Origin of the sequence: Galbibacter kalidii, assembly GCF_026241135.1 — a bacterium.
Classification (GTDB): Bacteria; Bacteroidota; Bacteroidia; order Flavobacteriales; family Flavobacteriaceae; genus Galbibacter.
The window spans coordinates 99,816-119,961 of record NZ_JAPFGA010000015.1 but is presented as its reverse complement, the minus strand read 5'-3'; the positions used below and the strand labels follow the sequence as shown (position 1 = coordinate 119,961).

Below are 20,146 nucleotides of genomic sequence, written 5' to 3'. Positions count from 1 at the left end.
ATGGAACTCGTACTTTTGCAGCATGAGCCATTCATTGTTGGATAATATTACGTACCCCGAAGATCTCAGAAAACTGAACAAGGAGCAACTGCCTGTTCTTGCCAAAGAACTTCGTGATTTCATTATCGACATCGTTTCGGTAAAAGAAGGACATCTCGGCGCCAGTTTGGGTGTGGTGGAATTGACCATTGCACTTCATTATGTATTCAACACCCCTGAAGATCTATTGGTTTGGGATGTGGGACATCAGGCCTACGGACATAAAATTCTTACCGGACGAAAAGATATCTTTCACACCAATCGACAACTCGGTGGTATCAGCGGTTTTCCTAAAAGAAGTGAAAGCATCTATGACCCCTTTGGCAGCGGACACAGTTCTACGTCAATTTCTGCGGCTTTAGGTATGGCGATGGCTTCCAATTTGAAAGGAGAAACGGAAAAGCATCATATTGCGGTTATTGGCGATGCCTCTATTGCCAGCGGAATGGCTTTTGAGGCACTCAACCATGCCGGAGTAAGCAAAGCTAATATCCTTATTATCCTCAACGACAATGCCATTGGGATCGACCCCAGTGTTGGCGCATTAAAAGAATATCTTACCAACGTAAAAAAGGACCGGATGTTGGCTAAAAACAACATCATAAAAGCCTTGAACTTTGATTACAGAGGACCGATAGACGGACACGACCTCCCAAAAGTCATCAAAGAATTGGAACGTCTGAAAAAAATGAAGGGGCCGAAATTCCTACACCTTATAACCACCAAGGGAAAAGGCCTTAAAAAAGCTGAAGAAGATCAGGTAAAATACCACGCTCCCGGAAAGTTCGATAAACATACCGGGGAATTGATTCCGAAGCCCACAAAACATGAACCCCCGAAATATCAGGACGTTTTTGGGGCAACCATTATCGAGTTGGCAGAAAAGAACGAAAAAATCATTGGAATCACCCCCGCCATGCCTACCGGCAGCTCGTTAAAATACATGATGCGGCGATTTCCCAAGCGTGCTATTGATGTTGGCATTGCAGAACAACACGCCGTAACTTTGGCTGCGGGAATGGCCACTCAGGGAATGATTCCGTTTTGTAATATCTATTCCACCTTTTTACAAAGAGCATACGACCAGCTCATCCACGATGTTGCCCTGCAAAAATTACCGGTTATCTTTTGTCTGGACAGAGCCGGAATCGTAGGAAAAGACGGCGCAACACACCATGGTGTTTTTGACCTTGCCTATTTGAGGTGTATTCCGAATATGATCATCTTTGCGCCCCGCAACGAAATCGAACTTCGCAACATCATGTACACTGCCCAACTTGGATTGGATAATCCTATTGCTATTCGGTACCCAAGAGGAAGGGGAGAAATCACCGATTGGAAAAAACCTTTTTCAGAAATTGAAATCGGAAAGGGTGTTTTGCTGAAAGAAGGTTCGGATATAGCTGTTATAACTATCGGAAATATGGCAAAAAATGGGGGAAAAGCGATTGATAGCATTGAGGAAAGTGAAAAGGTAGCTCACTACGACCTTCGGTTTGTTTCCCCTTTGGATGAAACACTTTTACACCGTATTTTCAGAAAACATAAAACCATAATCACCATTGAAGATGGAGTGATTAAAGGAGGTATGGGAAGCGCCGTATCAGAATTTGCGATTGAAAACTGTTACACCAATCAAATTTACCCTATGGGCGTCCCCAATCGTTTCATAGAACAAGGAAGTGTAGAAGAATTGCAAGAAGAAATTGGAATTGATTCCGAAAGTATTGCAAATCAGTTGTTAAAATTTTTATAGAAAAGCTTTTTTTACCACTTTTGTACCAATATATAAATTTAGTATGTAATGATTAGGTTTTCCATTTTTCTCTTTTTTCTCATCTTTTGGGGATTTGCCCAGGCTCAAGAAAAACCCCGTGTTTATACCAATGAAAGAACTCAGGAGGTTTTTATGATTTCCGGAAAAGACACCGTCAACCTGACAAAAGTTATTAAGAAATATAAACCCTTACCACCAAGGTGGAACTATGTCAATAAAGTAGGGGTTAACATCAGTGAAATTGCTTTTGTAAACTGGAATGCAGGGGGAAACAACTCTATAAGCGCATTGGGTAATGCCAGGTTTGAAAGAAACTACAAGCACAAAAAAGTACAATGGAACAACGAAATACTGATACGTTACGGACTTAACATTCAAGAGGGACAAAAAGTAAGAAAATCGGAAGATGCTTTTGTTTTCAACTCCACACTCGGTTTCAGGATGAATAATCTCTCTAACTGGTATTTTTCCTCGAAAGCAAATTTCAACACCCAATTTGCCAATGGTTATAAATATCCGGATACCGATACTCCTATATCGCAATTCATGGCACCGGGTTATTTTCTCTTCGGTTTTGGTAGTGAATTCTCCCCGGAAGGAAAAGATTTTAAACTTTATATTTCTCCCATTACACAAAAATCGACCTTTGTTTTGGACCAGGATTTAGCTGATGCGGGTTCTTTTGGTGTAAAAAAAGCCAAATATGATGCCGTTACCGGAGAAAAAATTTCAGACGGACAACGCATCGTTACCGAGATTGGTTTCCTGGTCACAAATTCATATCAAACCAAACTTTATGAAAATATGTTTTTGTCCAATAGGCTGACATTGTATACCGATTACCTCAACAGTTTTGGAAATGTTGATGTCAACTGGCTGGTAGATGTAGAGCTAAAAGTAAACGAGTATGTAGTAGCCAATGTAGGCACCCAACTTATTTATGATAACGACATCAAATCTCAAGAAATTGAAACAGAAACAGGGGAAACCCTTGCCTATGGTCCAAAAATTCAGTTTAAACAAGCGCTGGGCGTAGGCGTTATTTACAATTTTTAACCACAAAACAAATAATCCTTAAATTCATTTGAAAGATTTTTTCAGTTTCCTCAAACACAACGCAAGAGAAGTAAGTTTTGGTTGGGTACTTACCTTTTTGTCCAGTTTTGGGCAAACTTTCCTGATCTCCCTTTATGTACCCGAAATTCTAAAGGCATTTGCTATTTCTGAAGGTACTTTTGGAGGTATTTATGCCATTTGCACTATAACAGCTTCCATTATTATGCTTACGGTTGGACATTCTGTTGACCATAAACCGGTTAAAACAGTAACGGCCTTAACTGTTCTCGGAGCTGCCATTTCTTGCTTTCTATTAGGAATATCACACTACCACATCGTCCTTTTGTTTGTGGCCGTAACCGGATTGCGACTAACCGGTCAAGGGTGGATGACCCATATCAGTATGACTGTCATGTCCCGGTATTATGATTCCGACAGGGGAAAAGCGCTGAGTATTGCTGCATTGGGGTATTCCATAGGTGAAGCCTTCTTCCCTATCATAATATCTACCCTAATCTTGTGGTATGATTATGAAGTAGCCGCTATGGCATCAGGTGGTTTTTTACTTTTATACCTCGTTAGGCTTTATTTTGTTAATCTTTCTCATTTTGACAATCAGATAGAGGAAAAACATAAACCTTCTACAAAAACACTCGTTCAGGACTACAGAAAGATACTTTCAGAAAAGAAATTTTATATCATGATGCCTGCCAGCATTGTTATTGCTTTCACAATCACTTCTTTTCTTTTCTATCAATATGTTTTTGTGGAAGAAAAAGAATGGTCGGTTACCCTCTACGCTTCTTTCTTTACCGCCTATGCCATTACTCGCTTTGCAATGACAATTTTAAGCGGATTTTTAGTCGATAAATTCACCGCCAAGAGATTGTTCCGGGTTTATTTACTCCCTATTTCAATAGGATTATTGCCACTAGCGTTGATGGACAGTATTATCGGAGCATTGTTGTTCCTTATCCTTGCAGGGGTCTCCGTAGGGGCGTCGAGTTCGATTACCACAGCAGTTATTGCAGAACTTTACGGTGTGGAAAGACTTGGCGTGATAAGAAGTCTTTACACCATGTTTGTGGTGTTAAGCACAGCTTTAGGTCCTTTTTTGGTCGGCTTACTGCTAGATGCTGATATTGATTTTACATGGATCATCCTCGGCCTTTTCTTCATCACAGTCGCTTCCCTTATCAATGCTCAGCGGATAAAAGGAGTTTCACGTGTTTAAACCAAAGTTCCGTTAATCTTATTAAAAATCAGCAAGGCATTTCCGTCTGTAAGTCCGGCGACAAATTGGGAAACCGATAAGAGGGATTCATAGCCTCCTTTCGTTTTTTTATACCGTTCGGGAAGCAGATTCAGCACCAGTTTATCATAATTGGTCGCTTTGTTTTCTCTTGTTCGCATAACAGCACCGCAAAAAGTATCCAGCAGCTGATTGATGATCTTGTAACCCACAATTTCCTTCTGAATAACCTCTTGACTTCTATAGATCTTTTTAATACTCAGATCGATAATGTCTTCTATCTGGGCTTTGTATTTCGATTTTTCCAAAAGGGAAACGTGAAATTCCCCTTTCAGGATAGCCTCTTCGTTTTCAATAAAAATCCGCACCGCATCTGTAATTAAGGTATTAATGGACAAAGCCCGTAAATAGCCCAAACGGTCTTCTTTGGTGGTCAGGGAATGGTATTTTTTGGTGTTGATAGTGTCTTTTACCAGCTTAATAAGATACTCCAAGGCATATTCTTCCTGTATCAAACCGAGGTTGATTCCATCTTCAAAATCGATGATGGTATAGCAAATATCATCGGCAGCTTCTACCAAAAATGTAAGCGGATGCCTTGCATAAGAAATATCTTTGCCTGTTCGCGTTTGTATCAATCCCAATTCCTCAGCAACATCAACAAAAACGTCTTTTTCAGATTGGAAGAAGCCAAATTTTTTATCAGCAATCTCCTGCGTAGGTTTTTTAGGCAAGGATTCTTTGGGATATTTCATAAAAGCTCCGAGGGTGGCATAGCTTAATCGTAATCCACCAACAATACCTTCCCTACTCTCTGTAAGGATTTTAAATCCATTTGCATTACCTTCAAAATCGATCAGGTCTTGGTATTCTTTATCTGTCAACACTGATTTGTACTGAATTCCTTTCCCGGTTTTAAAATATTCTCCAATGGCTTTTTCTCCGCTATGTCCGAATGGCGGGTTACCAATATCGTGTGCCAATGCCGCTGCGGCAACAATAGCTCCAAAATCGTTGAATTTATAGCCGTGTACTTCACTCAAATAAGGATGCTTTTCCAAAACAGCTTTACCTACGGTACGCCCCAAACTCCTTCCCACAACGGAAACTTCCATACTATGTGTGAGCCGGGTGTGAACAAAATCTGTTTTTGAAAGGGGAATGACCTGTGTTTTGTCTTGTAGGCTTCGAAAAGCCGAAGAAAAAATAATCCTATCATAATCCACCTCAAAGCCCAAACGGGTTTCGTCCTGTTCTTTCCTCAGTCTTTTGTTTGTATCATTGCACCGTTTAAGCGACAGCAATTCTTCCCAATTCATACCATAAATTTAAGACTGCAAGATACAGTACAGATTTGTGATAAGTAAGTCTTTTATTGAAATCCTATCAATTCCCTTCGTTTTAAAATTAATATTAAATTAATCTTTAATTTACATTCATTTGAACTTAATACAGGAATTTTGGCTCCACTATATTTCAATTTATATTTAGTTTTTGTCGACTTAATAAATGAGATATGTGGGCTGCCTTTTCCAAGGCAGCCTTTTATTTTTATATAATTTCTTAATATCATAACTTAGAGGAAACAATTTCTTAACATTAGTGTCGGTTATTTGCAGCCGACAAAAACTAAATACTGTTATGAAATATAGAGCAATAGCATCAATGCTGTTTGTTATATCTTGTTGTGTACACCTCAATGCACAGGAAGTGAAAGCACCTTCTTTTGGTAAGGGAATTATAGACATCACGGGGAAAGATAGTACTTGGACTATGAATTTATCCGGTAGAATGCAATTTTTAAGCAGTGCCACTTGGCAAGACGAAAACGATAACCTTACCAATTTCAACACTGATTTCTTGATAAGAAGAGCCCGAATAAAACTTAAAGGATATGTTTTCAGCAAAAAACTGGAATACAAAGTTGAATTAGGCCTATCTAATAGGGATATCGGGGGAGCTTCTGTTTATACCAACAATGCGCCTCGTTATATTTTGGACGCCGTTGTTAAATGGAATTTCTATAAAAACTTCAGTTTCTGGGTAGGGCAAACAAAGCTTCCGGGCAATGTAGAACGTGTTATTTCCTCAGGGAGTTTACAATTTGTAGACCGCTCACTTCTCAATTCAAGGTTTACCTTAGATCGCGATATGGGCTTTCAGCTAAGGCATCATTTTAATTTAGGTTCTGGTTTTACCGTGCGGGAAAAATTTTCCCTTGCCCAAGGTGAAGGCCGAAATATTACCGTAGGGAATCAAGGAGGTTATAAATACACCGGAAGGATCGAATTACTTCCTTTTGGTTTGTTTGAAGGTAGTGAATATAAAGGATCCGACCTCACTCGTGAAAAAACTCCCAAGCTAATGTTTGCTACTACATACGACTTTAACGACGATGCTGTTAAAACAAGAAGCAATATGGGAAGCTTTATGGAAACTGATACAGGGCTTTATGAAACTGATGTTTCCACTCTTTTTGTCGATATGGTTTTTAAATATCAAGGGTTTTCATTCATGGGAGAATATGCTTATAGAGAAGCAGACAATCCCATAGCTGAAAATTCTGATGGAAGCCTTACCGGTGATATTGTTGAAGTAGGAAACGGATTGAATCTGCAAGCCGGTTATTTGTTTAAAAATAATTGGGAATTGAGTACGAGATATACGAATATTGATCCCAAAACAATAGTGAGCACAAGAGATGAACAAAATCAATATACATTAGGTCTCTCAAAATATATTGTTGGACATAAATTGAAAGTACAGACCGATGTAAGCTATTTAGCTGTCAATAATAATACAAACGAATTGATGGCCAGATTGCAGCTAGAAGTGCATTTTTAAAGTAAATTACCTCGGGTCAATCCCGTCCTAGAAGTTATCGGGATCGGGATAAAATCTCAGTGAGTGAGTAAAAAACTGAATATTAAGCATTTAAGATAATACAGAATAATTTATATTTGAAGTCATGGAGAATATCTATTTGTTAATGATCGTTGCCTTGGCCATTCTTGCCATCGCCGATCTTGTTGTTGGTGTTAGTAACGATGCGGTTAATTTTTTAAACTCTGCCATTGGTTCTAAGGCCATCCCATTTAAGACCATCATGATAGTGGCCAGTTTGGGTATTTTTATCGGAGCTGTTTTTTCCAGTGGAATGATGGAAGTAGCTCGTAAAGGTATCTTTATGCCCGATCAATTTATGTTCAGTGAGATCATGGTTATTTTTATGGCGGTCATGATCACGGATATTCTTCTGTTGGACTTTTTCAACACCCTGGGAATGCCAACATCGACAACGGTTTCTATCGTTTTTGAATTACTGGGAGCTGCTGTTGCTGTCTCTCTGATAAAAATATCAGCATCAGACGTAGAAACTGTGGCTAACCTTTCAAAATATATCAATTCAAGCAAAGCATTTTCTATTATCATGGGGATTTTGCTTTCTGTAGTAATCGCTTTCTCCGTAGGAGCGTTAGTTCAGTTTCTGTCCAGAATGATATTCTCTTTTCATCACAAAGGTAAAATAAAGCGTTTTGGAGCCCTTTTTGGCGGTTTTGCATTAACAGGGATCACCTATTTCATTTTTATGAAAGGATTGAAAGGAACCCCTTATTATGACACCCTAAAAGGTCTTGTTGTTGGAAAGGAGCTCTATATCATTCTAGGAGGCTTTATTTTTTGGTCTTTGTTCTCTCAATTATACATGAACCTATTCAAGAAAAATATCCTGATAGTGGTTATTGCCATAGGTACATTTGGACTTGCATTGGCTTTTTCCGGGAACGACCTTGTTAACTTTATCGGTGTTCCTATGGCCGCTTATCACTCGTATGAAGCTTGGAGTGCATCAGGAGCAACGGCTAACGAATTTGCCATGGGATCCTTGGCCGAAAAAGTGCCCACAGAACCTTTGTTGCTTTTTATCGCCGGGGGTGTTATGGTATTGACACTTTGGTTTTCCAAAAAAGCAAGAGTGGTAACAGAAACCGAGATAGGCCTTTCAAGACAGGATGAAGGAAAGGAAAAGTTTCAACCCAACCTTTTATCACGATTTGTTGTTAGAGCGGCTACAAAAACAAGCCAGGGGATCAATATGATCCTACCAAAATCAACACAGCGTTTTATCAATCAACAATTTGATAAACCTGTACTTACTAAAAAAGATAAAAATCACGAATTACCGGCTTTTGACCTCATCCGAGCATCTGTTAATCTAGTGATTGCCGGAATCCTTATCTCTATAGCCACATCCATGAAACTGCCTTTATCGACCACCTATGTTACCTTTATGGTAGCGATGGGTACTTCTTTGGCCGATAGAGCCTGGGGAAGGGAAAGTGCTGTTTATCGTGTTGCCGGGGTGTTTAATGTTATTGGTGGTTGGTTCTTTACTGCTATTTCTGCGTTTATCGCCGCCGCTGTTATGGCATACCTCATCTATATTGGAGGACCTGCAGTTATCGCTATCTTATTGTTCTTTGCTGTGGTATTATTGGCCAGAAACTATATCAGATATAAAAAGAAAACCAGTGAGCTTAAAGAAGAAGATAGCTTGAGCAGAGCCGAAAGCAGTTCCATTCAAGGTGTTATTGAAGAGAGTGCCGATAATATCAAGGCTGTTGCCAATCGTTCCAGTAAAATATACAATGGAGCTATTACCGGACTTGCCAAGGAAGATCTGAAGCAGCTTAAAAAATCGAAAAAAGGAAATGCGAAACTCACCTCAGAAATCGATGACCTTCAAGAAAATGTTTTTTATTTTATTAAAAACCTGGATGAATCAAGTGTGGGTGCCAGTCATTTTTATATCAATATATTAGGCTATTTGCAGGATATGGCGCAGTCTTTAGAACATATCGGGAAAATGTCTTACAAGCATGTCAACAACAATCACAAGAAATTGAAGTTCAATCAAACACGTGAGTTGCTCGACATCCAAAACGAGATGCATTCGCTGTTTAAAAACATTAAGAAAACTTTTGATGCAAGGGCTTTTGACGATATTCATTTGTTGTTGGAAGAAAAGCAACCTTTATTAGAAAGCGTTAGCAAAAAGATAGAAAAGCAGATTTCGAGAACGAGAACGGAAGAGTCAAGTCCGAAAAACACCTCTTTGTATTTCAATCTCTTGACTGAAACCAAAGATCTTGTTACTGCTGTTATGAATCTGTTGGAAATGTATTACGATCAATACGACAGTTCTGTTCCCAAAGCTGAAGTAAGTATAGAAGAAAAAGAGAAATAATTACTTTTTTGCCACGGATGCACGAATGATTTTCTTTATTCGATATCTATGGATAAAATAACAAAAAAGGGAAGCTGGTTTTAAAACCAGCTTCCCTTTTTTGTTAAGTCAAGAGGCTTCCACTAGGGGAAGATATAACGAGTTCTCTACATACTGAAAACCAACATTGTAACAAAATCAGTCGGAAATCGTCTTAATAAATATATTGGAGTTTTTAGGATCAGAATTCATCATTGTATGAAAGAAAAATAACGAAGACCAAAAAAATGACAAAAAACAACAGCCAAAGACAATTAATAACTACCGCAAAAGTTACCGGGGTTTGGTATTTGATTATGGCAATTTCAGGGATGTTGGGATTCATAGTATTTCATCCTCAGATTTTTGTTTCAAATGACCCTGAAAAAACATTGACGAATTTAATCAATCTGGAATCACTTTCTAGAATACGGCTTCTATTTGAATTTGTTCTTATCATCGCACAAGCACTTACGGCAGTGTGGTTTTACAGACTGTTTAAAGATATTAATAATTGGGCAGCTTGGGCAGTTGGTATATGGGGAATGATGAATTCCGCAGCAATTATGATTAGTGCAATATCAATGAGTTCTGCCATTGAGATCGCAAGTTCCTCTATCCAGACCCATGAAGATAAAGTTATATTGATAGAACTTTTGGGCAATTTAATTACAAATGCTTGGGGGGTCGGAAGTCTTTTCTTTGGACTTTGGCTTATTCCAATGGGGTATATTATAATCCGTTCAAAAAGAATGCCTATTTGGCTCGGGAGAACCCTAATTATAGGCGGTATCGGTTATCTTCTTAGTACTTTTATCAATTGCTTAGGGCTGAATTCTCCTTTCTTGCAAATTTTAGTCATTCCTGCAACTGTCGGAGAATTCTGGATGATAGGCTATCTATTAATTTATGGAATACGACCCATGAATAATTAAGATGATAAATGCACAGACATAGGTCTTAAAGACCTCGAAGGTTTTGGTTTGCCTTTGTTGATTGAAAAAGGTAAAATGGAATTACTTTTTATTTAGCCAACCCTTGAAGGGTTTGGATCCCTTCAAGGGTTATTCTTGGAACTTTTCAGTAGTGTGTTGAGAGCCCGAAAGACCTTGAAGGTTTTCAAAACCTCAAGGTCTGATAGAGAAACTACAAAACAAAAAAAGGGAAGCCGGTTTATACCAGACTTCCCTTTTTCAATTATATAAATGAAAAGATCTAAGATCCGCACATTAGGCAATCATCCCCTTCTGCATCTTTCGATTTTGCAAGCAATTCCTTAAGCTCTTGAGGTGATAACGGCTCTACAGCTTCCGGTTTTGGAAGTGCTCCTTGTGGCTCTAGCTTTGCAGCTTCAGCAGGAATAGGTTCACTTTTCTTGGTATTGTCCAAGGTAAACTTAATTGCATCAACTGCAGATTTGGTCCTTAAATAATACATTCCTGTTTTCAGACCGCTTTTCCATGCATAGAAATGCATAGAAGTCAGTTTAGCGAAATTTGCGCCTTCCATAAACAGGTTCAGCGATTGTGATTGGTCAATAAAATACCCTCTGTGGCGAGACATGTCGATAATGTCTTTCATACTCAATTCCCACACGGTTTTGTAAAGGTCTTTGATTTCCTGCGGAATGCTCTCAATATGCTGAATAGAACCATTGGCCCTCATCAATTCTTGTTTTAATTCTTCGGTCCACAGTCCTAAATTCACCAAGTCTTCCAACAAATGTTTATTCACTACAATAAACTCTCCTGAAAGTACTCTTCGCGTATAAATATTGGAGGTGTACGGCTCGAAACATTCATTGTTCCCTAAAATCTGAGACGTTGAGGCAGTTGGCATAGGCGCTACTAAAAGTGAGTTGCGAACACCGTGCTTCTTCACATCTTTTCTCAATTTAGCCCAATCCCAGTTTCCGGACAATTCTTCATCTTTAATGCCCCATAAATTATGTTGGAATTCTCCTTTGGAAATAGGTGATCCTTTATATGTTTCATACGGTCCATCTTCTTTTGCTATTTCCATAGAGGCAGTTACAGCAGCATAGTACAAGGTTTCAAAAATATCCTGGTTCAACTGTTTTGCTTCATCAGAAGTAAAAGGCATCCTCAGCTTGATAAACGTATCTGCCAAACCTTGAACCCCCAAACCAATAGGCCGGTGACGAAAATTTGAATTTCGGGCTTCTTCAACAGGATAATAATTCCTATCGATCACCTTATTCAGGTTTTTAGTTACACGTTTAGTCACTTTATACAATTCTTTATGATCAAACGCATTGTCTTTTATAAACATTGGTAAAGCGATAGAAGCCAAATTACACACAGCCACTTCATCCGGAGCGGTGTATTCCATAATTTCCGTACAAAGGTTGGAAGAGCGGATAGTTCCCAAATTCTTTTGGTTCGATTTTCTATTAGCCGCATCTTTATACAACATATAAGGTGTTCCCGTTTCTATTTGAGACTCCAATATCTTTTCCCAAAGTTCACGGGCCTTAACTGTTTTTCTTCCTTTCCCTTCTTTTTCATATTTAGCATACAAGGTTTCAAACTCATCGCCATGCACATCACACAAGCCCGGGCATTCGTTAGGGCACATCAATGTCCATTCTCCGTCTTTTTCTACACGTTTCATAAACAAATCCGGTATCCACATGGCATAAAACAAGTCACGAGCGCGCATTTCCTCTTTTCCGTGGTTCTTCTTCAGGTCAAGAAAATCATAAATATCAGCATGCCATGGTTCCATATAAATAGCGAAAGATCCTTTTCGTTTTCCACCACCTTGGTCAACATAACGTGCTGTGTCGTTAAACACTTTCAGCATGGGAACAATTCCGTTTGAAGTCCCGTTGGTTCCTGCGATATAACTTCCCGTAGCGCGTATATTATGGATAGAAAGTCCGATACCTCCGGCAGATTGTGATATTTTAGCGGTTTGTTTCAAGGTATCATAAATACCATCGATGCTGTCTTCTTTTGTTGTCAACAAGAAACAAGACGACATTTGTGGTTTTGGTGTCCCTGAATTGAATAAAGTAGGTGTAGCGTGTGTAAAGTATTTTTTGGACATCAATTCGTAGGTTTCAAGGACGCTATCGATATCATCCAAATGAATTCCTACGGAAACCCTCATCAACATATGCTGTGGGCGCTCCGCAATCTTTCCGTTCAACTTTAACAAATAGGAACGTTCCAAGGTTTTAAATCCGAAGTAATCATAGCCAAAATCACGGTTATAGATAATCATGGAATCGAGTTTATCCCCATGCTTCTCGATCACCTTATACACCTCGTCTGAAAGTAACGGAGCCTCTTTCCCTGTCCGTGGATTGATGTAATTATAGAGATCAGTCATCGTTTCAGAAAACGACTTTTTGGTATTTTTGTGCAAATTAGATACCGATATCCTTGCCGCTAATTTGGCATAGTCCGGATGGGTTGTGGTCATTGTGGCTGCTATTTCAGCCGCCAAGTTATCCAATTCTGATGTGGTCACACCGTCGTATAGTCCTTCAATAACCCGCATAGCCACTTTTACAGGATCTACCAAGTCATTAAGTCCGTAACAAAGTTTTCTCACCCTCGCGGTGATCTTGTCGAACATGATAGGCTCTTTTCTGCCATCTCTTTTAATTACATACATACGCTACAAATTTTAAAAAAGTTAAAAATAGTTGGTCTTGCCCGTGTTACTGCCATGTACACAGGCTCCGAGATATTTTTTTATATTTTTTTGGAGTTGCCTCCTTTTGGTTTTTAAAGTTTAGAAATCTGCGTCGAAGCTTATTTTCTGATCTTCATCATCTTTATTAAGCACACCCGCTTTTTGGTAGTCCCCTACTCGTTTTTCAAAGAAATTGGTTTTTCCTTGCAGGGAGATCATATCCATAAAGTCAAACGGATTTGTCGAGTTATACACCTTTTCACATTCCAATTCCACAAGCAGTCTGTCGGTAACGAACTCAAGATATTGTGTCATTAATTTCGAATTCATCCCGATAAGGCTCGCCGGAAGTGACTCTGTTATAAATTCGCGTTCAATATCCAAGGCATTGGTGATGATTTGAGTAATTCGTTCTTTTGGAACTTTATTGATTAAATGCTTGTTGTGTAAATGCACCGCAAAGTCGCAATGCACCCCTTCGTCTCTGGAAATCAATTCGTTTGAGAATGTTAACCCGGGCATCAGTCCTCGTTTTTTCAACCAGAAAATTGAACAGAATGCACCGGAGAAGAAAATCCCTTCTACTGCGGCAAAAGCGATCAATCTTTCGGCAAAACTTGGCGATTCGATCCATTTTAGTGCCCAATCGGCTTTCTTTTTAATCGCCGGGAAATTCTCTATAGCATTGAACAACGTGTCCTTCTCTTTTTCATCTTTCACATAGGTATCGATCAACAAAGAGTAAGTTTCAGAATGGATATTTTCCATCATGATCTGAAAGCCGTAAAAGAATTTTGCTTCAGAGTATTGTACTTCGCTCACAAAGTTTTCGGCTAAATTTTCATTCACAATACCATCAGAAGCCGCGAAAAACGCCAAGATATGTTTGATAAAATAACGTTCATCGTCATTCAATTTGTTATTCCAATCGGTCAAATCCTGATGCAAGTCAATTTCTTCTGCTGTCCAAAAACTGGCCTCAGATTTTTTATACCATTCCCAAATATCGTGGTGTTGGATGGGGAAAATTACAAATCTGTCCTTGTTTTCTTGTAAAATCGGTTCTATTGCTGCTGACATTTATGCTGTGTTTTAATGTATTAGTGAGTGAATTTTTGATGTGACTCGGGACTAACAAAGATTGCAAAATGACGCCGGAATTAAAAGGTAAATACAGACAATAATTGCAAAAGTTTTTAACAAGGGATGTTGAAATGTAGGTCTAGTAGTGATAAACAAAGGGCATGTTAAGCTATTGTTAATCACAATATTAAAAACCGAATTTTTGATATGGCTAAATAGAGAAAAAAGCTACAAAAATAAAATCAACTCGCTTATTTACAGTAAAGAAAGGCATTTTAAAAATAAAAAATATCGCTTGAGGGTTTAAGGAGGGTTATTGTGATTGATCACTAATCACTTTCTCAATCTGACTTTTAAGTTTTGGTATATCAGATACCGCTACTCTCCATACCATCCCGATTGAAATTCCAAAATATTCATGAATAACTATATCCCTCATTCCTGCCATTTCCCGCCAAGGTATATCAGGATACATATCCCTTGTTTTTGTTGAAATACTTTTAACGGCTTCACCTATAATCTCAATCCTCCGAATGACGGCATCTTGTTTTTCAATGTTCTTCTCAAAATCATTTTCAGAAACACCTTCTACATATTCAATGATTTTATCAATACATTCTATAATATCCTCAAGAAAGACAAGCTCATTTCTTTGTTTTTTCTTAGCCATATATTTTCATTTCTTCGGATAAAATTTGCTCTTTAAGCCTTGGTTTTATTGCACCGTATTCAACTAGGTCTACATTTTTCCCCAACAGATCCTCTAAGTCCAATTTGATCTTTACAAATTCCAACAGACTTATCTTGCTTTCCAACTCCACCAAAATATCAATATCGCTTTCCTCCGTATTTCCCCCTTTAACATACGAGCCGAAAACCCCGGCCCGTTTTATATTATATTTTTTGAGAATGGGAGCAATAATTTGCTTTATTTTATCAATCGTCATCATTTTCAAACCATTTTAGGTTATCGCTAATTTATCTATTTTTTGAGACAAACCGAATTATTTATCAGCAACTTACAATAAAACTACCGATACATATCCTTAGCGACTTGCTCCAGTTCAGCATACCATGCTTCTCCAAATTTTTGGATCAGCGCCTCTTTAACAAATTTATAAACCGGTATCTGAAGTTCTTTCCCTAAGGAACAAGCATCGTCACAAATATGCCACTTGTGGTAGTTGACTGCCGCAAATTCTTGATATTGTTTGATGCGTACCGGGTATAAAGAACACGAAATGGGTTTTTTCCAGTTGACTTTACCGGCATTGTACGCCTGTTCAATTCCACAAAGTGCCGTGCCGTTATCACTAAAAGTCACATAAGCACATTCACTTTCATTAACCAATGGTGTTTCCCATTCGCCGTCCCAACCTTTAACAAAAGTGCCCTGCTCTTCTATGGCATCTATGCCTTCCTGACGCAAAAAAGGTTTTATATCTTCATAAATATCATGCAATACTTGGGTTTCTTCATCTTCTACGGGAGCGCCCGCTTCTCCGTCTACACAACAAGCCCCCTTACACGCACTCAAATTGCATACAAAATCATTTTCTATGATCTCTTCTGATACGATGGTTTTTCCTAACTGAAACATACTGCAAATATACTCTTTTTACTCCTTGGAACCTTAATAAGGTTTTTTACAATTTTTTATTCCTGATAAGGCATATAAATCAATTCGTTATTTATAATTTTGCAGCATTTTTAAAACCATACAAAAATGAATTTTGATATCCGGGAAATAGCAACGGCAGGAATGATTCTTTTTGCCGTGATCGATATTATAGGCAACGTTCCTATTATTATCGATCTCAGAAATAAGGTGGGGCATATTCAATCTGAGAAAGCCTCAATTGTCGCTGCTATCATTATGGTAGCCTTCCTCTTTATCGGGGAAGAGATTTTAAAGCTTATCGGCATTGATGTCAATTCGTTTGCCGTAGCGGGTGCTTTTATCCTATTTTTTCTGGCTATCGAAATGATCCTTGGTATTTCACTATACAAAGACGATGCGCCGGAGACTGCATCTATTGTTCCATTGGCCTTTCCGCTGATTGCCGGTGCGGGAACTATGACATCTTTATTATCGCTTCGTGCGGAATATCACGTCGAGAATATCATAATTGCCATTGTACTGAACATTATAATTGTGTATATTGTATTAAAATCGTCCAGTAAAATCGGAAAAATCTTGGGAAAATCGGGGCTGGCCGTTATTCGGAAAATCTTCGGGGTTATTTTGTTAGCTATTGCCGTCAAGCTGTTTGCAAACAACGTTACCGGATTGTTCTAACACACAAATCATAAAAAATGAGAATTTTCACCATTCTACTTATCCTTTTTGCCGTTGCCATGATAGCAGTTAATGTTACCATGCTCAATTTCGACAATCCGTTTCAGGGTGACAGCCTGATCGCTATTATTGGGATTGTTGCAGCGCTGTGTGCCGTGCTCTTGCTCATTATCTTCAATCAGTCTAAAAAGATTCAGCAAAAAATAAAAGAAAAAGAGTGATGTATGATGCATTAGTCATTGGTGGCGGAGCAGCGGGCATGCAATGTGCACTGGTTTTAGGATCTGCACATAAAACTTTGTATGCCAAGGATAAAAAAATTGGAATTGTTATCCATCAAAAAGCATCGCAATTGCAATCGGCTTTGTTCAATAATGTTTTGGGGATAGCTCCCGGGACTGTGGGTATGGAGGTTTTAAAATCCGGAAAAAAGCAATTAACCACGCTTTACCCTCATGTCGATCAAATTGAAAAAGAAAAAGTTACTGCCGTTAGCGGAACTACAGGTAATTTTACCATTAAAACCAATAAGAACAGCTATTCTACCAAACTGATCGTGGTCGCCTTAGGTTACACTAATTTTTTTAATATTGAAGGACTTAACAAATATCTGGAACCTCATCGCCTGAGTCTTGCTGAAAAGGAGCGCGTTCAACTAAAAAACACCGATCATTTGGTAAAAGAAGGTATCTATGTGGCAGGCACTTTGGCCGGATGGCGAAGTCAGTTTTCCATTGCCTCCGGAAGTGGAGCTCAAGTCGCTACAGACATTCTTACATTATGGAACGATGGCAAACACACTAAGGTTCATGATAAGTTGGAATAAAGTCAGAATTACTCCACTACAGCTTCAGTTTCAACTTCTGCTTCTTCTGTTTCCACCTCAACATCATTACCGGTCAAATGTAAAACAGCATTGAGCACCGAATCGGTGTCTTTTAGCACCTGTTGGTTGACATTCTTTCCGTAGAGCTGTTCAGCAAGAGTGGCTTTTATATAACGCTTTAGATTTTCTTTGTAGGGCTGTAAGTCTATTTTCAATCCCCTACTCTCAGCATAATACATAAATCTGCTTACCATCTCGTCATCCACTACAACATCGTTCATAAAATCGGTTTCTGATAGACCTTTGTATTCATTGCGATGCTTGTCTAAATACTCAAAAACATAAAAAGACATAAAACCGGATTCTAATATTGTATTTACCCAAGCTTCTTCGCTTGTTTCTTCCATAGGCACAAAAACATCAGGGATAATTCCACCTCCACCGTAAACAATTTTACCTTTCGGGGTTTTAAAAATAAGTGAATCGGCCACTTTCATACTGTCTGCTGAGCGCAATTCACCATTTTCATAACGTTGATAAAATTGATTATAGTAATCTTCCGTCCCATTTTCATAAGATCGTTGTATGGATCTTCCGGTTGGTGTGTAATAACGAGAAACCGTAAGGCGTATGGAAGAACCGTCACCAAGTCCCATCTCGCGTTGAACTAATCCTTTACCAAAGGACCTACGACCTACAATTGTTCCTCTATCATTGTCTTGTATGGCTCCCGCTACGATCTCGCTTGCGGAGGCCGATTTTTCATTGATCAGCACATAGACCTCGCCATTTTCAAAATTTCCTCTTTTGGAAGCATAAGCCTCTTCAATGGCACCGCTTTTATTTTTTGTAAAAAGGATGAGTTTGTCGTCTTCCAAAAATTCATCGGCTATTTGTTCAGCAATCCTTAGATATCCCCCGGGATTGTCCCTTAGGTCCAACACCAGTTTATCAATTCCTATATTTTGAAGTCTCCCCAAGGCTTTTTTAAACTCCCGATAGGTACTTCCCGCAAAGCGGTTCACTTTTATATAGCCCAAATTTGGCGCCAATAAATAATAGGCATCTACACTTTGAATCGGAACATCAGCTCTTTCTATATTGAGTGTCAGCACCGTATCTTCAGAAGGTCTGTAGACCGTCAATTTCACCTTTGTTTTATCGCTTCCTTTAAGTCTATTTACAATATCCTGACTGCTCAGTTTTTTTCCATATAGTGTGTCCTGATCAGCCATCAAAATCCTATCCCCGGCTTTTATCCCTGCCTTGATACTCGGTCCATCTTCTATTGGCCTAATAACTGCCAAGGTGTCTTTATACATATAAAAACTAACCCCAACACCTACAAAATCCCCTTTCATGCTTTCGGCCACACGTTTGGCTTCCTGCTTCGGAATATAAACCGAGTGCGGATCCAATTTGTCTAAAATATTGTTTACGGTAACATCGACTATACTGTCTGTATTGACATCTTCTACATATTCATAATCGATATAGTCGATAAGCCTGTTGAGCTTGTCTTTTTTTGAATTTGTGGTAAAAAGTTTCTCCGGAGTATCGTTAAAATTGAGTTTTCCTCCAATAAAAACCCCCACCGCTACGGCTGCAGCTATGATAAGAGGAAATAAGTAATTCTTGTTCTTCAACATCTATTCTTCATCTAAATTCTTGATCTGCACCAATTCTACACCTGCTTTTTCCAAAAACTGCAGTCCTTCTCGATCTTTATACGCATTCACATAAACCACCCTTTTTATACCTGCCTGGTGCACCAGCTTACTACATTCTTTACAAGGTGATAGTGTTATATACAAGGTCGCTCCTTTGCAAGATTGTGTAGAAGAAGCCACTTTTAAAATTGCATTTGCTTCCGCATGAAGCACATACCACTTCGTATATCCTTCTTCATCTTCACATATATTCTCAAATCCTGTGGGCGTTCCATTATATCCATCAGAAATAATCATTCTATCTTTTACAATAATCGCGCCAACTTGTTTTCTTTTACAATATGACAACTTTCCCCATTCCTGAGCCATTCTTAAATAGGCCCGGTCGTATCTTGCTTGCTTTTTATTAGCCATTAGCGTATTTCGAAGTAAAGCAACCCTAGTCCGGGTTACTGTATTATAGAGCGAAGATAACGGCTTTCGTCATTAATCACAACCTGTCAGCCGTTAATTTTTAGCTAATTACAAAAAACATTCCCTACATGTCTCTATCATCATAGGAATCACAAAACCAACCACAATCGACGAAATAACCATAACCCAATCCCTTTTGTTAAAGCGAAAGATCGATTGAAAGACAAACGCCAACACCAAGACCAATAGAACAACGATCACTTGTGCCCCTTCTATTCCTAAGGCAAATTCGAGTAAAGGAACCATTTTGTTGGACGCACTCGCCACAATTTGTTTAAAATAGGTAGAAAAGCCCAGTCCGTGTATTAAACCAAAGAAAAGCGCCACAAAGAATGTAAGTCCGAATTTTTCCTTTTTGGCTCCTTTTCCGGCTGTAAAAATGTTGAAAACCGCTGTAACTAAGATGGTAATGGGAATTAAACACTCTACCCATTTTGAATTCACACTTACCACACCATAGGTAGCCAAAATCAACGAAAGTGTATGCCCCAAGGTAAACATGGTCACCAACCACAACACTCTTTTCCAGTTGGAAAATGTATAGGGGACTGTCAACACCACAAGAAAAAGCACATGGTCGTATGCATTAATATCGAGTACATGGTTAAGACCTAGTTTAAAGTAGAACCAAAATTGATCCATAATTAAAGACGATTTAAGGGTTTTTCAAACATACAACTATTTTAAAAAAAGTGATACGGATTTCAGGCAAATTGTATGCAAAAATTGGCTGTTAAC

The 20,146-nt window shown here is 38.7% G+C and carries 18 protein-coding genes; 9 read left to right on the top strand and 9 right to left on the bottom strand.

What is annotated here, in order from left to right:
• Positions 1-22 precede the first annotated feature (22 nt).
• Genes dxs through OOZ15_RS15145 form a run of 3 tightly spaced genes read left to right on the top strand, consistent with a single transcriptional unit; the run spans position 23 to position 4,106 of the window.
• Positions 23-1,795 (top strand): 1-deoxy-D-xylulose-5-phosphate synthase, encoded by a 1,773-nt coding sequence (gene dxs, locus OOZ15_RS15155; RefSeq protein WP_265957269.1) that lies wholly within the window; start codon positions 23-25, stop codon positions 1,793-1,795.
• A 48-nt stretch (positions 1,796-1,843) separates the two neighbouring features.
• The gene (locus tag OOZ15_RS15150) at positions 1,844-2,872 is read left to right on the top strand and encodes a DUF3078 domain-containing protein (RefSeq protein ID WP_265957268.1); all 1,029 of its coding nucleotides are present in this window, start codon (positions 1,844-1,846) and stop codon (positions 2,870-2,872) included.
• Between the two features lie 28 nt (positions 2,873-2,900).
• Complete coding sequence (locus OOZ15_RS15145; protein WP_265957267.1) at positions 2,901-4,106, top strand: MFS transporter; 1,206 nt, start codon at positions 2,901-2,903, stop codon at positions 4,104-4,106.
• Here OOZ15_RS15145 and OOZ15_RS15140 read toward each other — a convergent pair.
• Positions 4,103-5,443 (bottom strand): deoxyguanosinetriphosphate triphosphohydrolase, encoded by a 1,341-nt coding sequence (locus tag OOZ15_RS15140; RefSeq protein ID WP_265957266.1) that lies wholly within the window; start codon positions 5,441-5,443, stop codon positions 4,103-4,105. The two genes, OOZ15_RS15145 and OOZ15_RS15140, sit on opposite strands and share 4 nt — an antisense overlap.
• Positions 5,444-5,765: 322 nt before the next feature.
• Between OOZ15_RS15140 and OOZ15_RS15135 the strand changes: the two genes are divergently transcribed.
• From OOZ15_RS15135 to OOZ15_RS15125, 3 genes are all read left to right on the top strand, one after another.
• Positions 5,766-6,968 carry a porin gene (locus tag OOZ15_RS15135; RefSeq protein ID WP_265957265.1) on the top strand — a complete coding sequence of 401 codons (1,203 nt, stop codon included), beginning with the start codon at positions 5,766-5,768 and terminating at the stop codon, positions 6,966-6,968.
• Between the two features lie 124 nt (positions 6,969-7,092).
• The gene (locus tag OOZ15_RS15130; protein ID WP_265957264.1) at positions 7,093-9,372 is read left to right on the top strand and encodes an inorganic phosphate transporter; all 2,280 of its coding nucleotides are present in this window, start codon (positions 7,093-7,095) and stop codon (positions 9,370-9,372) included.
• 266 nt (positions 9,373-9,638) lie between these two features.
• Complete coding sequence (locus OOZ15_RS15125; protein ID WP_265957263.1) at positions 9,639-10,325, top strand: DUF4386 domain-containing protein; 687 nt, start codon at positions 9,639-9,641, stop codon at positions 10,323-10,325.
• A 280-nt stretch (positions 10,326-10,605) separates the two neighbouring features.
• Here OOZ15_RS15125 and OOZ15_RS15120 read toward each other — a convergent pair whose 3' ends face one another.
• The 5 genes from OOZ15_RS15120 to OOZ15_RS15100 form a co-directional block, all read right to left on the bottom strand.
• Positions 10,606-13,035, bottom strand: coding sequence for a ribonucleoside-diphosphate reductase subunit alpha (locus OOZ15_RS15120; RefSeq protein WP_265957262.1), 2,430 nt, complete (start codon positions 13,033-13,035; stop codon positions 10,606-10,608).
• Positions 13,036-13,155: 120 nt separating this feature from the next.
• On the bottom strand, positions 13,156-14,136 hold the full coding sequence (locus tag OOZ15_RS15115) for a ribonucleotide-diphosphate reductase subunit beta (RefSeq protein ID WP_265957261.1): 981 nt from the start codon (positions 14,134-14,136) through the stop codon (positions 13,156-13,158).
• A gap of 316 nt (positions 14,137-14,452) precedes the next feature.
• Positions 14,453-14,809: a HepT-like ribonuclease domain-containing protein gene (locus tag OOZ15_RS15110; protein ID WP_265957260.1), complete on the bottom strand. Its 357-nt coding sequence runs from the start codon at positions 14,807-14,809 to the stop codon at positions 14,453-14,455.
• Positions 14,802-15,089 (bottom strand): nucleotidyltransferase family protein, encoded by a 288-nt coding sequence (locus OOZ15_RS15105; RefSeq protein ID WP_265957259.1) that lies wholly within the window; start codon positions 15,087-15,089, stop codon positions 14,802-14,804. Before OOZ15_RS15105 ends, OOZ15_RS15110 begins: the two co-directional genes overlap by 8 nt.
• An 80-nt stretch (positions 15,090-15,169) precedes the next feature.
• Positions 15,170-15,739: a DUF3109 family protein gene (locus OOZ15_RS15100; protein ID WP_265957258.1), complete on the bottom strand. Its 570-nt coding sequence runs from the start codon at positions 15,737-15,739 to the stop codon at positions 15,170-15,172.
• 126 nt (positions 15,740-15,865) lie between these two features.
• On the opposite strand from OOZ15_RS15100, the gene OOZ15_RS15095 reads away from it, so the two are divergent.
• Genes OOZ15_RS15095 through OOZ15_RS15085 form a run of 3 tightly spaced genes read left to right on the top strand, consistent with a single transcriptional unit; the run spans position 15,866 to position 17,264 of the window.
• Positions 15,866-16,438: a MarC family protein gene (locus OOZ15_RS15095; protein ID WP_265957257.1), complete on the top strand. Its 573-nt coding sequence runs from the start codon at positions 15,866-15,868 to the stop codon at positions 16,436-16,438.
• Positions 16,439-16,455: 17 nt separating this feature from the next.
• On the top strand, positions 16,456-16,659 hold the full coding sequence (locus OOZ15_RS15090) for a hypothetical protein (protein ID WP_265957256.1): 204 nt from the start codon (positions 16,456-16,458) through the stop codon (positions 16,657-16,659).
• Entirely contained in the window at positions 16,659-17,264 is a 606-nt protein-coding gene (locus OOZ15_RS15085) for an FAD-dependent oxidoreductase (protein ID WP_265957255.1), read from the top strand. The genes OOZ15_RS15090 and OOZ15_RS15085 overlap by 1 nt, the downstream gene beginning before the upstream one ends.
• Before the next feature lie 8 nt (positions 17,265-17,272).
• Here the strand turns inward: OOZ15_RS15085 and OOZ15_RS15080 are convergent, their stop codons facing one another.
• From OOZ15_RS15080 to OOZ15_RS15070, 3 genes are all read right to left on the bottom strand, one after another.
• Entirely contained in the window at positions 17,273-18,913 is a 1,641-nt protein-coding gene (locus tag OOZ15_RS15080; protein ID WP_265957254.1) for a S41 family peptidase, read from the bottom strand.
• A complete protein-coding gene (locus OOZ15_RS15075; RefSeq protein ID WP_265957253.1) occupies positions 18,914-19,348 on the bottom strand; it encodes a deoxycytidylate deaminase in 435 nt (144 codons plus the stop codon).
• A gap of 108 nt (positions 19,349-19,456) precedes the next feature.
• Positions 19,457-20,050 (bottom strand): HupE/UreJ family protein, encoded by a 594-nt coding sequence (locus tag OOZ15_RS15070; RefSeq protein ID WP_265957252.1) that lies wholly within the window; start codon positions 20,048-20,050, stop codon positions 19,457-19,459.
• Positions 20,051-20,146 lie beyond the last annotated feature (96 nt).